General features: G+C 67.9%; 11 protein-coding genes and 2 tRNA genes. 5 read left to right on the top strand and 8 right to left on the bottom strand.

The genetic code is table 11. The annotated features are described in order from the left end of the window. Positions 1-10: 10 nt before the first annotated feature. Complete coding sequence (gene leuC / locus G6N16_RS09865) at positions 11-1,423, bottom strand: 3-isopropylmalate dehydratase large subunit (RefSeq protein ID WP_179961193.1); 1,413 nt, start codon at positions 1,421-1,423, stop codon at positions 11-13. Positions 1,424-1,494: 71 nt separating this feature from the next. Between leuC and G6N16_RS09860 the strand changes: the two genes are divergently transcribed. Beyond that, positions 1,495-2,196 carry an IclR family transcriptional regulator gene (locus tag G6N16_RS09860; RefSeq protein ID WP_083029874.1) on the top strand — a complete coding sequence of 234 codons (702 nt, stop codon included), beginning with the start codon at positions 1,495-1,497 and terminating at the stop codon, positions 2,194-2,196. Here the strand turns inward: G6N16_RS09860 and G6N16_RS09855 are convergent. After that, positions 2,193-3,851, bottom strand: a complete 1,659-nt coding sequence (locus G6N16_RS09855) for a hypothetical protein (protein WP_083029875.1) — start codon at positions 3,849-3,851, stop codon at positions 2,193-2,195. The genes G6N16_RS09860 and G6N16_RS09855 overlap by 4 nt on opposite strands. A gap of 115 nt (positions 3,852-3,966) precedes the next feature. On the opposite strand from G6N16_RS09855, the gene G6N16_RS09850 reads away from it, so the two are divergent. Continuing rightward, the gene (locus G6N16_RS09850) at positions 3,967-4,458 is read left to right on the top strand and encodes a PPOX class F420-dependent oxidoreductase (protein ID WP_083029876.1); all 492 of its coding nucleotides are present in this window, start codon (positions 3,967-3,969) and stop codon (positions 4,456-4,458) included. Positions 4,459-4,511: 53 nt separating this feature from the next. Here the strand turns inward: G6N16_RS09850 and G6N16_RS09845 are convergent. The 4 genes from G6N16_RS09845 to G6N16_RS09830 form a co-directional block, all read right to left on the bottom strand. Further along, a tRNA-Glu gene (locus G6N16_RS09845) sits at positions 4,512-4,584 on the bottom strand. Between the two features lie 46 nt (positions 4,585-4,630). Next, positions 4,631-4,702, bottom strand: a tRNA-Gln gene (locus G6N16_RS09840). Between the two features lie 173 nt (positions 4,703-4,875). Continuing rightward, positions 4,876-6,354 carry a glutamate--tRNA ligase gene (gltX, locus tag G6N16_RS09835; protein WP_083029877.1) on the bottom strand — a complete coding sequence of 493 codons (1,479 nt, stop codon included), beginning with the start codon at positions 6,352-6,354 and terminating at the stop codon, positions 4,876-4,878. Positions 6,355-6,384: 30 nt separating this feature from the next. Then, positions 6,385-7,170 carry a fumarylacetoacetate hydrolase family protein gene (locus G6N16_RS09830; protein WP_083029878.1) on the bottom strand — a complete coding sequence of 262 codons (786 nt, stop codon included), beginning with the start codon at positions 7,168-7,170 and terminating at the stop codon, positions 6,385-6,387. An 88-nt stretch (positions 7,171-7,258) separates the two neighbouring features. On the opposite strand from G6N16_RS09830, the gene G6N16_RS09825 reads away from it, so the two are divergent. Next, positions 7,259-8,530 carry an HNH endonuclease gene (locus G6N16_RS09825; protein WP_083029879.1) on the top strand — a complete coding sequence of 424 codons (1,272 nt, stop codon included), beginning with the start codon at positions 7,259-7,261 and terminating at the stop codon, positions 8,528-8,530. A 16-nt stretch (positions 8,531-8,546) separates the two neighbouring features. Here the strand turns inward: G6N16_RS09825 and G6N16_RS09820 are convergent, their stop codons facing one another. Both G6N16_RS09820 and G6N16_RS09815 read right to left on the bottom strand, forming a co-directional pair. After that, positions 8,547-9,737 carry an MFS transporter gene (locus G6N16_RS09820; RefSeq protein ID WP_083029880.1) on the bottom strand — a complete coding sequence of 397 codons (1,191 nt, stop codon included), beginning with the start codon at positions 9,735-9,737 and terminating at the stop codon, positions 8,547-8,549. A 58-nt stretch (positions 9,738-9,795) separates the two neighbouring features. After that, positions 9,796-10,998: an oxygenase MpaB family protein gene (locus tag G6N16_RS09815; protein ID WP_083029881.1), complete on the bottom strand. Its 1,203-nt coding sequence runs from the start codon at positions 10,996-10,998 to the stop codon at positions 9,796-9,798. A gap of 83 nt (positions 10,999-11,081) precedes the next feature. Here G6N16_RS09815 and G6N16_RS09810 point away from each other — a divergent pair, with 83 nt between their 5' ends. Beyond that, on the top strand, positions 11,082-11,696 hold the full coding sequence (locus G6N16_RS09810; protein ID WP_083029882.1) for a TetR family transcriptional regulator: 615 nt from the start codon (positions 11,082-11,084) through the stop codon (positions 11,694-11,696). Between the two features lie 60 nt (positions 11,697-11,756). Then, a complete protein-coding gene (gene poxB / locus G6N16_RS09805) occupies positions 11,757-13,505 on the top strand; it encodes a ubiquinone-dependent pyruvate dehydrogenase (protein WP_083029883.1) in 1,749 nt (582 codons plus the stop codon). Positions 13,506-13,615: the final 110 nt, after the last annotated feature.

The following is a 13,615-nucleotide window of genomic DNA, read 5'->3' as shown; positions in this document are numbered from 1 at the left end:
CGGTGTTCTCCTAGTCCAGGTCCGCCGGGGATGACAGAGTGCCGCGCACGGCGGTGGCCGCGGCGACTTGCGGTGACACCAGGTGGGTGCGCGACCCCTTGCCCTGGCGGCCCTCGAAATTACGGTTGGACGTCGACGCGCAACGCTCCCCCGGTTCCAGCTGATCCGGGTTCATCCCCAGACACATCGAGCAGCCCGGCTCGCGCCACTGGGCGCCGGCGGCCAGGAAAACGTCGTTCAGGCCCTCAGATTCGGCCTGATCGCGCACCTGCATCGAACCCGGGACGATCAGCATCCGAACCCCGTCGGCGACCCTGCGACCGTCCAGCACCTCGGCAACCGCGCGCAGATCCTCGATGCGGCCGTTGGTGCAGGAGCCGACGAACACCGCGTCGACGGCGATATCGCGCATCGGGGTTCCGGAGGTCAAATCCATATAGGCCAGAGCCTTCTCGGTGGCCAGCTTCTCCGCGTCGTCGGTCATGGATTCGACGTCGGGGACCGTCTCCGAGAGCGGCACGCCCTGCCCGGGGTTGGTGCCCCAGGTGACGAACGGGCTCAGGGTGGCGGCCTCGATGAACACCTCGGTGTCGAATTCGGCACCCGGATCGGTGCGCAGCCGGTCCCACGCCGCGACCGCGGCATCCCAGTCCGCACCCTTGGGGGCGTGCGGGCGCCCCTTGAGGTAGGCGTAGGTGGTTTCGTCGGGAGCGACCATGCCGGCGCGCGCACCGGCCTCAATGCTCATGTTGCAGATGGTCATCCGGCCCTCCATGGACAGCCCCTCGATGGCACTGCCCCGGTACTCGATGATGTGCCCCTGGCCACCACCGGTGCCGATCTTGGCGATCACCGCCAGGATGATGTCCTTGGCAGTGACACCGGCCGGCAGCACGCCGTCGACGTTGACCGCCATCGTCTTGAACGGCTTGAGCGGCAGGGTCTGGGTGGCCAGTACGTGCTCCACCTCAGAGGTGCCGATGCCCATGCCGATGGAGCCGAACGCGCCGTGGGTGGAGGTGTGGCTGTCGCCGCAGACGATGGTCATACCGGGCTGGGTCAGGCCCAGTTGCGGTCCGATGATGTGCACGATTCCCTGGTCGGCATCGCCCATCTTGTGCAGTCGGACGCCGAATTCCTCGCAGTTGCGGCGCAGGGTCTCCACCTGCAGGCGCGACACCGGATCGGCGATCGGCTGATCGATGTCGACCGTCGGGACGTTGTGATCCTCGGTCGCGATGGTCAGGTCGAGACGGTGAACGGGCCGGCCTGCCATCCGCAGTCCGTCGAACGCCTGCGGGCTGGTGACCTCGTGCACGAGGTGCAGATCGATGTAGATCAGGTCCGGCTCGCCGGGTTCGGAGGCCACGACGTGGTCGGCCCACACCTTCTCCGCCATCGTGCGTGGAGTCTGTTCGGTCATCACATCTCGATTCGTTCGCGTGGGATCTTCTGGGCTGGCGATCTCACAATGCGGGACGTTAGTATCTCTCTATGAGACAGAATAGCGGCATCGGCGTTCTGGACAAAGCCGTGGCCGTGCTCTACGCCGCAGCCGAGTCACCGTGCGGGCTCGCCGAACTCTGCGAGCGGACCGGACTGCCGCGGGCCACCGCACACCGGCTGGCCGCCGGCCTGGAGACCCACCGGCTGCTGTGCCGCGACGCCGACGGACGCTGGCGTCCCGGGCCGGCACTGGTGCAGTTGGGCGCCAACGTCAACGACCCCCTGGTCGCAGCGGCAACCGCGGTGCTTCCCCGGCTGCGTGAGATCACCGGCGAGAGCGTGCAGTTGTACCGGCGGGAGGGCACGTCGCGCGTCTGCGTGGCCGCCCTGGAACCACCCGCGGGACTGCGCGACACCGTGCCCGTCGGCGCGCATCTGCCGATGACGGCCGGTTCCGGGGCCAAGGTGCTCCTCGCCTACGCCGATCCCCGCACCCAGCAAAGCCTGCTGGCCGAGGCGAAATTCACCGATCGCACGCTGGCCGAGGTCCGTCGGCGCGGCTGGGCGCAGAGCGCGGCCGAGCGGGAACCGGGCGTGGCCAGCGTGGCCGCGCCGGTACGCGATCACTCCGGCGCCGTCGTCGCCGCGGTATCAGTGTCCGGCCCCATCGACCGGATGGGCCGTCGGCCCGGTGAGCGTTGGGCCGCGGATCTTTTGGCCGCCGCGGAAGCGCTGACCCGCCGACTCTAACGCTGGATGGTGAAATTCCGTTCGGCGACAAAGTCCGGCTGGCCGTCCTGGTGCACCCGGATCGTCGCCGTGTAGGTGCCGGGGCTCTTGACCTTGACGTAGGTACCCGGGTTGTAGGAATCGCAGCCGGACCCGTTGACCGTCTTGGCGAATCCCGGGCCCGTCACCTCAAGCGTCGAGGTGCAGCCACTGCGGATCTGCTTCTCACCGGCGTAGGACTTCCAGTAGATGGCCACGCTCTTGCCGCCGTTGTTATCGGCCTTGTAGTTGTCGCCCTCGATACGGTCATAGGCCCAGGTGCTGACGTCGACCCGGTCGATCACCGTCGACTCGGGCGCCGGTGGTTGGCTCGTCGGCGTCTCGGTGGGTGTCGGCACCGCGGTGCGCAGCCGGAAGTCCAGGACAGAGTCGCCCGCCGCCTGCTGCAGGCCGACCGCGATGAAATCGCCCAGCTGGGCGGGAAGTTCGGTCAGCAGGTCGACGGCCACCCCGAGCCGATGCAGCGCCGCCATGCGTATGTCATCGCCGCCCTTCACCTTGGCGTGGGTGACCAGACACTGACTGATCCCGCCGATCCCCGACACCATTTCCGCGGTGGACGCGCTGCCGTCGAGCTTGGTGGTGTTGGTGATCGTCGCGAAGCAGTCCCAGGTCTCCGGAATGTTCTCCAGCGGACCGAGATCGAGTCCCAGCATGCCGACGCCCGACAACAGGCTCTTGGTCAGGATCCCCTGCGGCTGTGGCTGGAGCCGGACATCACCCTCGGTGATACCGCTGTTGAGCGTCAACCGGCCGGCCGAACGCCCGGCCAGCACACCCTTGCTGTTCGGGGTGGCCGCGGCAACCAGGGATCCCGCGGAGTCCGCCATGCTCAACGCCTGGGTCACCACCCAGGCGCCGCCGATATCTCCCGGAGCCACCGAGATCGTGTAGAAGCCACCGGTGGCATTGGTGAAATCGATGGCGACGGCACCGTTGTCATCGGCCAGGCAGCCGGCGACGGCACCCGGAGTCACCGTCGTCAGTACGTAGTCGGTGCCGTTGAGGGACAATTCGCTGTGCTCCCGACATGGCGAATCGGTAGTCCCGCGGACGAATTCGAAGGCCTTCCCGATCCCCGTCTCGATCGCCGAGAACACGTTGAACACACTCAGCCAGAAGTTGGTGAGGTGGGTGACCTCAGCGGCGACGGTCTTGGTGCCCGGATCCCAGGTGGCGGTGAACATGTCGCGCTGATCCGGGTTGGTCGCCGATACCGATTCCAGTACCGGCCGCGCCTTGTCGGTGATCGCGGCAGTGAGATCCGGACGGTCGGACAGATCGAATTGCACCTTCAGCGGCGCGGACGGCTGCCCGGCCCCGCCGTCGAGGGTGATGCTGATCGCGCTGGTGGAGGCCAGCCGCGTTTCGACGGTCGGGATCGTGGCGTCGACCGGTTCGATGGTCAGTCCACGGTCCCGATCGGCCGCGGCCGGGGTGACCTCGACGTGCACGCCGTCGACGTCAGCGGTGAACCTGGCCAGCGCACCGTCGGGCGCGCTCCCCGAGGTACTCGTCGGCGCCGGGGCCGCGTTGTCGTCGCGGTGCAAGAGCCCACAGGACGACACCACCAAAGCAACAACCGCAACAATCGGCACCACCGCGCGACGATTCACCGCACCACCCCCTGCGTTCTTCTCGCTTCACAGCACGCTACTTGGATCCGGTTTCCGGGTGCCATTCGGCCCATCCGGCGCCCGCGGCGGCGTGCCCACCTGTCAGACTCGGCTGATGGGAACCAATCAGCGCAGCCAGATCGTCATGTCCGACGACGAGATCACCGACTTCATCTCCCGCAGCCGCACCGGAACCCTGGCCACCATCGGTTCCGACGGGCAGCCGCACCTGGTGGCGATGTGGTACGGCATCGTCGACGGTGAGATCTGGCTGGAGACCAAGGCCAAGTCGCAGAAGGCGGTCAACCTGCGCCGCGATCCGCGGTTCACCTTCATGATCGAGGACGGCGACACCTACGACACGCTGCGCGGAGTTTCCCTGGAGGGTCGCGCCGAACTGGTCGACGATCCCGAGGCGGTGTTCCGGGTTGGCGTCAGCGTCTGGGAACGCTACACCGGGCCCTACACCGACGACCTCAAGCCCGCCGTGGACATGATGCTCAACAAGCGCATCGGTATCCGGTTGCGGCCCAGCCGTACCCGCTCCTGGGATCACCGCAAGCTCGGCATGCCCGCCATGCCGGTCGCCGGCTCCACCGCGGGTTAACCGGGGAACGCAGAAATCCCCTCCCTGCTGAAGCTGGGAGGGGATTTGTCTTGTACCCCCGATGGGATTCGAACCCACGCTACCGCCGTGAGAGGGCGGCGTCCTAGGCCGCTAGACGACGGGGGCTAGAACTGTGACAGCTTAGCTCAGCGCTCACACACTGACCTAATCGCTGGGGTACCAGGACTCGAACCTAGAATGGCTGAACCAGAATCAGCTGTGTTGCCAATTACACCATACCCCATTGGCGACGCATCCCCGCTGGTCAGAAACCCTTTCCCGCATGGTTTTGCGAGTCCGGGACATCAGGTCCAGCCGGTGACGGCCGACGAGCAGACTATCAAACATTTCCCCGGGCGCTTAATCGCCGGGTTCGGCGAGCGGTGTAGTTCCGCGAGCACGAGGCCCGGCGACGACTTAATCGCCGGGTTCGGCGGTCTCCTCCGGCAGGCCGGCGCGCGCCTCTCGCAACCGCGACAGGCTGCGGTCGCGGCCGAGCAGCGCCATCGACTCGAACAGCGGCGGACTGACCGTCGACCCGGTGACGGCCACCCGGATCGGTCCGAACGCCTTGCGCGGCTTGAGCTCCAGCCGATCGATCAGGGCCTCCTTGAGCGCCGCCTCGATCGCCGCGGTGGTCCAGTCCCCCACCGGATCCAGCGCCACCAGGGTGGCGTCGAGCACCGGGCCGGCGGCCGCGGACAGTTCCTTGGCCGCGGCCTTCTCGTCGATCCAGTAGTGCTCGTCGGCCAGGAACTTCAGCAGCGGCCAGGCGTCGCCGAGCACCACGATGCGGGTCTGCACCAACTCGGCCGCCTCGGCGAACTGGGCCGGCGTCAGCTCCAGGTGATGACCGTGGGCCAGCAGGTAGGCACCGAGGCGGTCGGCGAACTCCTCGGCGCCGAGACGGCGGATGTGCTCGGCATTGATGGCATCAGCCTTCTTCTGGTCGAACCGGGCCGGGTTGGAGTTCACGTCGGCGATGTCGAAGGCCTCCACCATCTCGGTCAGGCTGAACAGGTCACGGTCGTCGGCGATCGACCAGCCCAGCAGCGCAAGGTAATTCAGCAATCCCTCGGGCAGGAACCCGCGGTCGCGATGCAGGAACAGGTTGGACTGCGGGTCACGTTTGGACAGCTTCTTGTTGCCGTCACCGAGCACCGAGGGCAAATGCGCGAACGCCGGGACCGCGTCGGCCACGCCGATCCGGATCAACGATTGGTACAGGGCGATCTGCCGCGGCGTCGACGGCAGCAGATCCTCGCCGCGCAGCACGTGGGTGATGCGCATCATCGCGTCGTCGACCGGGTTGACCAGCGTGTACAACGGATCCCCGGTGCCGCGGGTGAGCGCGAAGTCGGGCACCGAGCCGGCCGGGAAGGTGGTTTCGCCGCGGACCAGGTCGGTCCAGGTGATGTCGGCGTCGGGCATCCGCAGCCGGATGACGGGGCTGCGTCCCTCGGCCTTGAACGCCGCGCGCTGTTCGTCGGTGAGGTCGCGGTCGAAGTTGTCGTAGCCGAGTTTCGGGTTGCGCCCAGCGGCCAGGTGGCGGGCTTCGACCTCCTCGGCGGTGGAGTACGCCTCATACGCCTCGCCGGCATCGAGCAGTTTCTGCACGACGTCGAGGTGCAGATCTTTGCGCAGCGACTGGCGGTAAGGGCCGTAGGGGCCGCCGACCTCAGGACCCTCGTCCCAGTCCATGCCGAGCCAGCGCAGCGCGTCGAGCAGCGCCAGGTAACTCTCCTCGCTGTCCCGAGCGGCGTCGGTGTCCTCGATCCGGAAGACGAAATCGCCACCGGTGTGCCGGGCGTAGGCCCAGTTGAACAGCGCGGTGCGGATCAGCCCGACGTGCGGGGTGCCGGTCGGCGACGGGCAGAAGCGGACGCGTACGGTCACGGTTTTCCTTTGCTCCCAGCGGGATTGGGCTCAGTCTGCTTTGGGTTTGCGGACGACGGGGTTGGTGAGCGTGCCGATGCCCTCGATGGTGATGGACACCGTGTCGCCGTCCTCGATCGGCCCGACGCCCTCGGGCGTGCCGGTGAGGATGAGGTCACCGGGCAACAGCGTCATGACAGCCGAGGTCCACTCGATGATCTCGCCGACGGTGTGCAGCAGCAACGCGGTGTTGGAGTCCTGGCGCAGCTGGCCGTTGACCTCGGTGCGGATGTCCAGATCGGACGGGTCGACGGCCGTCTCGATCCACGGGCCGACCGGGCAGAAGGTGTCGTGCCCCTTGGCCCGCATCCACTGGCCGTCCTTCTTCTGCTGATCGCGGGCCGAGACGTCGTTGGCGATGGTGTAGCCGAGGATGTACTGCGCGGCCTTGTCGGCGGGGACGTCCTTGCAGGGCCGTTCGATGACGACGGCCAGCTCACCCTCGTGGTGCACCGGGTTGGCGTCGTACGGCAGCTGGATCGGCACGCCGGGTCCGATGATGGCGGTGTTGGGTTTGAGGAAGATCACCGGGTCCTCCGGCGGCTCGCCGCCCATCTCCCGGGCGTGGGCGGCGTAGTTCTTGCCCATGCAGATCACCTTGCTGGCCAGGATCGGCGCCAGCAGCCGCACGTCGGCCATCGGCCAGCTGCGGCCGGTGAAGGTCGGGGTGCGGGAAAGGTACTGCTCGGCGATCTCCTTGGCCACGGCGCCGTCGCCGTCGCCGTCGATCACCACAAACGCCACCCCCGCGGGGGTGGCCACTCGTCCAAGGCGCATGCGTTCAGACTAGTGACGGTCTCCAAAACCGAGACTGGGCGGGTTGACCCCCTTGCCCACCTGCATAAATAGGACTATACTCGAAACTATGTTCGGTTTGGTTGGATCTGGGGTTGATCTCCAGGACGAGGCGGCGCTGGTCGCCGGCATCGCCGAGCTCGAACGCCTGAAGTCCCAGGCCGCGGCCACCCAGGCCCGTTTGGCGGCGCAGTTGGCCACGGTGCGCCACGACGCTGAAGTGGCCGCCGGGGTGCCGGTAGCGCGGCGCGGCCGGGGGTTGGCCGCCGAGATCGCCCTGGCCCGCCACGATTCCCCCAACCGGGGCAACCGCCACCTCGGCTTCGCCCAGGCCCTGGTGCACGAGATGCCGCACACGCTGGCAGCCCTGGAAGCCGGGGCGCTCTCGGAGTGGCGGGCGACGCTGATCGTGCGGGAGTCGGCCTGCCTGAACGTCGATGACCGCGCCACCCTCGATGCCGAGCTGTGCGCCGACCCGGCCGCACTGGAGGGTCTCGGCGACGGGCGCATCGCTGCAGCGGCCAAGGCCATCGCCTATCGGCTGGATCCGCACGCCGTCGTCGACCGCGCAGTCAAGGCCGAAGCGGACCGCTGCGTCACCATTCGCCCGGCGCCGGAGAACATGATCTACCTGACCGCACTGCTGCCGATGGTCAAGGGCGTTTCCGTCTACGCCGCATTGCGCCGCGCCGCCGACACCTGCGGCGACGGACGGGGACGCGGCCAGGCGATGGCCGACACGCTCATCGAACGGATCACCGGCCGCCCTGCCGCGACACCCGAACCGATCGCGGTCAACCTTGTCCTCTCCGACGAAACACTCACCGGCGGCAACGATCCGGCCGTGATGCCCGGATTCGGGCCCGTTCCCGCCGACATCGCCCGCCGGTTGATCGGAGCGGCACTGGACTGCCCGGAAGTCCGGGCGACGCTGCGGCGCTTGTACGCCCGGCCCGACTCCGGGGCGCTGGTGACTATGGAATCCAAGGCCCGGCTCTTCCCCAAGGGACTGGCCACCTTGATCCGGTTGCGGGATCACACCTGTCGCACCCCCTACTGCGACGCACCCATCCGGCACACCGACCATATCGACCCCGCCGTCCACGGTGGACCGACCAGCGAACACAACGGTCAGGGGCTCTGCGAGGCCTGCAACCACAACAAACAGGCCGACGGCTGGAACATCACCCCGATCGACCACGCCCGGCACACCACCGACATCGCCACCCCAACCGGGCACCACTACCGCAGTACCGCGCCCCCGATTCTTTCGGGGCGAAAACCCTTCAGCCCCATGGAGAAATCGCTCTCCAAGACACTGCGGGAACAGCACGCGGCCTGATCGGCCATTCGCCTACCTACAAGGCCTTGGCCAGCGGGTCGTCGCGCACCGGAATCAACGGCAGGGCAATCAGCGGGAAGACGGCGCAGACCCCGAACGCCACCGCGTACCCGGCCGTACCGATCAGCGCCCCGAAAGCCGGCGGCACGACGCCGCAGGTGAAGAGCTGACTGGTGTTCTGCGCACCGAGGGCCCGCCCACTCCAGAACGGCCCGGCGATCTCGGCGATGGCGGTGAACGCCAGTCCGTTGTCCGACACCGTGACCACCGAGGCCACCAGCATCAGCAGCACCGAAATCGGCGAATCGAAAACCTCGGTGACGGCCAGCAGCGCCATGGATACCGCGGCGGCCAGCGCGATGGAGCGAATCGGTCGCAACCGGGAGCCGATCCGGTCCGACCATCGTCCGGCGGCGATTCGCCCTGCCGCACCCAGCAATTGGGCGACGGTGACGATCGCACCGGCGGCCGAGGCCGACCAGCCGCGGTCGGTCATCAACCAGACCAGGGTGAACGTCCAGACCAGACACTGGGGAACGACCAACAGCACCGACACCAGGTGGATGCGCCAGAGCGTGTCCGACCCTCGGTACGGATTGGCCAGGTCATCGGGATGAGCGTCGGCGCGCGCCGGGCGCGGCGGGTCGACCAGGCACATCACCGACAACACGGCAGCGATCGCGCACACCACGCCGGGGAACATCAGTGCCACCGAAACCCCGTGCGCGGCAGCGAGTTGCGGAATCACCAAGGCGCCGAGCCCGACGCCCAGCGGTTGCGCGGTCTGCCGGATGCCCATCGCCAACCCGCGCTGCTCCGGCGGGAACCAGCCCACCACCATCCGTGCACTGGCGGCATTGCTACTGGCCGCCGCCATCCCGCCGAGCAGCAGGAAGACCTGCACCGCAATCAGCGAATCCGCCGCGGCCGCACCGAAAGCCGCGGCGGCCGTCAGCGCCGAACCCAGTGCCAGGACCGTCCGCTCGCCGATGCGGTCCACCACCGCGCCCCAGGCGATCAGGGTCAGCACCATACCGAAACTGGGCATGGCCGAAACCAGACCGGCGCGGGCCAGATCGAGACCGAGATCGCGATGCAGCGTCGGGATCAGAAACGCCACTCCGTTGATGAACACATTGCTGAACAACGTGGCGCACAGCGCGACCAGCAGAATGGACCAGCGCCGCGCGGTGCCGATCGTGTCCATATCGCCATGCTGCCACGGCGGTCTCAAAATATTGAACTGGATTCCCAGATTGTGGGAGTCAGCCGGCGAGCTTGTCGTGCCGCCCGTAGGTCCGGTCGCCGCCGGTCTCCTTGATCCCCCGGGAGATGAACCCGCGCCGGGCCCGCTGGCCCATCTCTTCGGCCAACCGGGTCATCCCCGGCACCACCCGGTGGTAGTCGAAGACCCGATTGGCCAGTGCGGTCACCAGAACCGCCGCCTGCAACGGCTTGTTGTCGGCCAGGCCGAGCCGATCGGCGTTGGTGCGTCCCAGCACCAGCCGGCTGTAGGCCGACAGGTAGGCCCGCGCCGCCTCGGTCTGCCAGCCGTCGTCGCGGTGGTCGTGCAGAGCCCGGGCCAGCCGCGCCGAATCGTCATCCGGCAGGAACTCGGTGTCGGCCTCCAGCCAGAACAGCCGCCAGGTGTCTGCTTCGCATGTGGGCACGAGCTCCGGGTCCAGTCCCATCAGCAGCCCGACATAGCGCCAGAAGTGGTAGACGGCATCGCGTTCCCGATCCGAGAACCTCATCCCCATCGCCTGGCAACCGGCCAGATTCGCCAGCGAGAACAGCATCAGCGTGCCGGCCAGCTGCACCTGGTTGATGGGCATGTCCCAGTTGTCGTAGTCCCAGTCGTCGCGGCGCCTCATCGCCGCCCGCACCTGCGCGTGCATCAGCCGGACCCGCAGTGTGCCGGTGAAACCCCGTGCGAATCGCTGCAATCCACCGGGCGAGGTGACGTCGATGTACCAGTTGGCCGTCTCGTTGAGCCGCCGCGGCGCCATCCGATACAAATCACCCGTCCCGACCAGCGGCTTGTCGGCCTTGGACGCGAGGTATCCCCCGGTCAGCGCCAGTCCGGGCAGCGCGAGTCCGATGCCAACGATGCCGGTACGCATGCTCACCCGGGCCGCCAGATCCAGCTTGTCGTAATCCAGCCAGTACGGCTGGTCGTCGACCTGGGCGAAGAACGCCACGAGTTCCGGCGGCGGATCGTCCACCGCATCGATGCCGCGCTCCACCGCCGTCTCGAACATCGACCGGCCCACCCGGGGCGGCATCGACGCGATCATCGCGACGACGTCGTCGGCCAGCGGGTCGCCCATATCGGCGAAGCGGCGGAAGGATCCCCGCTGGGCGGCGGTCGCCCGCACGTCGCCGTCGGCGAGCAGCCGGACGAACACGTTGAACGGAAAATCGGACAGCGCGGCCGGATTCGGCAGCTTCGGCGCAGTGGACCCCATCTGTGTCGCCCTTCGGTCAACCCGATATCTGGTGACAGTCTCAACCAGATAGTGCCCTTGGTCAAGGATGCGACAATGTCGGCATGTCGGGTCGGGCGCGCACCTACGCCGGCGCCACCGCCGGTGAGCGCGCGACCCGTCGACGCGCGGCACTGCTCGACGCCGCACTCGACGTGATCGCCGAGTCCGGCGTGGCGGGGGTGACCGTCCGCGGCGTGTGCGCCGCCGCCCGGCTCAACGACCGGTACTTCTACGAAAGCTTCGCCAACACCGACGATCTGATGGTCGCGACGTTCGAAGCGCAGATGACGGCGTCAGCGGCGGAAATGGTCGCGGCCATCGCCGCCAGCCCACCCGATCCCCTGCTGCGTGCACGCGCGGCGATCGGCACCGGGCTGGGTTACCTGACCGCCGATCCGCGCCGGGGCCGTCTGCTGGTCGAATCGCAGGCCACCGAAGCGCTGCGGGCGCGTCGTCGCGACGTCATCACCATGCTGGCCCAGATCATGGCCGAACAGGGCCGCACCCTGCTGCCGATCGAGAACCCGCTCGACGCCGATATGGACCTGGCCGCCCACACGCTGGTCGCCGGCGGGCTGGACCTGGTGACTGGCTGGCTGCGCGGTGAAGTCGACGTCAGCCGCGAGCACCTGGAGGACTTCCTGGTGGCGATGGTCACCGCACGCCGTCGGGCCTGATCGGCCCGCCCCACCGGGATACACTCAAAACACCTGCACCGGAACATGATCGGAGCCCCCATGGCGCGCACCGTTTCCCAGCTGATCCTCGACACAGTCAAAGCGGCAGGTGTGCAACGAATCTATGGACTCCCCGGGGATTCCCTCAACGCACTCACCGATGCGCTGCGCGGCGACGGCTCCCTGGCCTGGGTGCACGTGCGCCACGAGGAGGCCGCCGCATTCGCCGCCGGCGCCGAAGCCGCCCTGACCGGAAACCTGGCGGTCTGCGTCGCCAGCTGCGGACCGGGCAATCTGCACCTGATCAACGGCCTGTTCGACGCCCAGCGCAGCCGGGTCCCGGTACTGGCCATCGCCTCGCACATCCCCGGGGCCGAGATCGGCAGCGGCTACTTCCAGGAGACCCACCCGCAGAACCTGTTCGCCGAATGCAGCGTGTACAGCGAGCTGGTCTCCAGCGTGGATCAGCTGCCCTATCTGCTCGACATTGCCGTCCGCGCGGCCCTGGATCAGCGGGGTGTCGCGGTACTGACCATTCCCGGGGAGATACTGGCGGCCAGGACCGACATCCCGGCACCGGCCGAGCCGATCACCGCGGGCATCGGAATCCGCCTTCCCGACACCGCCGGGCTGCGACGCGCCGCCGAGTTGCTCGATTCGGCGCGCGCCGTCACCATCCTGGCCGGCGCAGGCTGCCAGGGCGCCCACGCCGAACTGCTCGCCGTCGCGGGCCTGTTGCAGGCTCCCGTCGTACACACCATGCGCGGCAAGGAATTCGTCGAATACGACAACCCGTTCGACGTCGGGATGACCGGGTTGTTGGGTTTTCGCTCCGGTTACCAGGCGATGGAGGACGCCGACGTCCTGTTGATGCTGGGCACAGACTTCCCCTACCGGCAGTTCTATCCCACCGGAGCCAAGATCATCCAGGTCGACATCCGGGGCGAGCACATCGGCCGTCGAGCGCGCGTCGACGTCGCGCTGGTCGGATCGGTGAAGGACACTCTGACGCAGCTCGGCTCGACGCTGCGGCAACACACCGACACTCACCACCTGGATGCCTCCCGGGGCACCTATGCGCGCACCCGCGCACAACTGGACTCTCTGGCCACCGGAGACCGGAACCGCACCCCGGTGCTGCCGGAGTTCCTGACGCGTCGGATCGACGCGCTCTCCGCCGATGACGCGGTGTTCATCGCCGACGTCGGGACCCCGGTCATCTGGGCGGCCCGCTATCTCACGATGAACGGCCACCGCCGTCTGCTCGGGTCGTTCAACCACGGCAGCATGGCCAACGCGGTGCCCCAGGCGATCGGGGCACAGGCCTCCCACCCGGGTCGACAGGTGGTCACCCTCTCCGGCGACGGCGGGCTGTCGATGATGCTCGGCGACCTGCTGACCCTCACCCAGTCGGAGTTACCGGTGAAGATGATCGTGTTCAACAACGGTGCACTCAGCTTCGTCGAGATCGAGATGAAGGCCGCGGGCATCGTGAATTTCGGTACCGGCCTGGACAACCCGGTGTTCGCCGATGTCGCGCAGGCTATGGGCATCCACGCCGACAGGGTGGAGCGGCCCAGCGAGATCGACGGCGCACTGTCGGCGGCGTTCGCCCACCCGGGTCCCGCGCTGGTCGAGGTGCTCACCGCCCGTCAGGAACTGTCCATCCCGCCGACCATCAACGCGGCACAGGTGGCGGGGTTCTCCCTGTGGGCCACCAAGACGCTGCTGTCGGGCCGCGGTGACGAACTGATCGACCTGGCCAAGACCAACCTGGGCGCCCGGCTACACCGCCGCAAACCGCAGTAGCGACGGCGCACCGGCGCTGTCCAGCAGTGCTACCTGTGTATCTCGGGGACGCAGCCGGCGACGAAGTCACCCTTGTCCGCACACCGCGAATTCACCTTCGAAATCCCGTC

It is taken from the genome of Mycolicibacterium insubricum, assembly GCF_010731615.1.
GTDB classification, from domain to species: Bacteria; Actinomycetota; Actinomycetes; order Mycobacteriales; family Mycobacteriaceae; genus Mycobacterium; species Mycobacterium insubricum.
Note: the sequence above shows the minus strand (reverse complement) of the source record. Positions and strands in the feature narration are given on the sequence as shown.

Excerpts from the sequence above, each read along its gene's own strand:
- leuC (WP_179961193.1), bottom strand. The coding sequence starts at position 1,423 with ATGACCGAACAGACTCCACGCACGATGGCGGAGAAGGTGTGGGCCGAC.
- G6N16_RS09860 (WP_083029874.1), top strand. The coding sequence starts at position 1,495 with ATGAGACAGAATAGCGGCATCGGCGTTCTGGACAAAGCCGTGGCCGTG.
- G6N16_RS09850 (WP_083029876.1), top strand. The coding sequence starts at position 3,967 with ATGGGAACCAATCAGCGCAGCCAGATCGTCATGTCCGACGACGAGATC.
- G6N16_RS09830 (WP_083029878.1), bottom strand. The coding sequence starts at position 7,170 with ATGCGCCTTGGACGAGTGGCCACCCCCGCGGGGGTGGCGTTTGTGGTG.
- G6N16_RS09825 (WP_083029879.1), top strand. The coding sequence starts at position 7,259 with ATGTTCGGTTTGGTTGGATCTGGGGTTGATCTCCAGGACGAGGCGGCG.
- G6N16_RS09820 (WP_083029880.1), bottom strand. The coding sequence starts at position 9,737 with ATGGACACGATCGGCACCGCGCGGCGCTGGTCCATTCTGCTGGTCGCG.
- G6N16_RS09815 (WP_083029881.1), bottom strand. The coding sequence starts at position 10,998 with ATGGGGTCCACTGCGCCGAAGCTGCCGAATCCGGCCGCGCTGTCCGAT.
- G6N16_RS09810 (WP_083029882.1), top strand. The coding sequence starts at position 11,082 with ATGTCGGGTCGGGCGCGCACCTACGCCGGCGCCACCGCCGGTGAGCGC.
- poxB (WP_083029883.1), top strand. The coding sequence starts at position 11,757 with ATGGCGCGCACCGTTTCCCAGCTGATCCTCGACACAGTCAAAGCGGCA.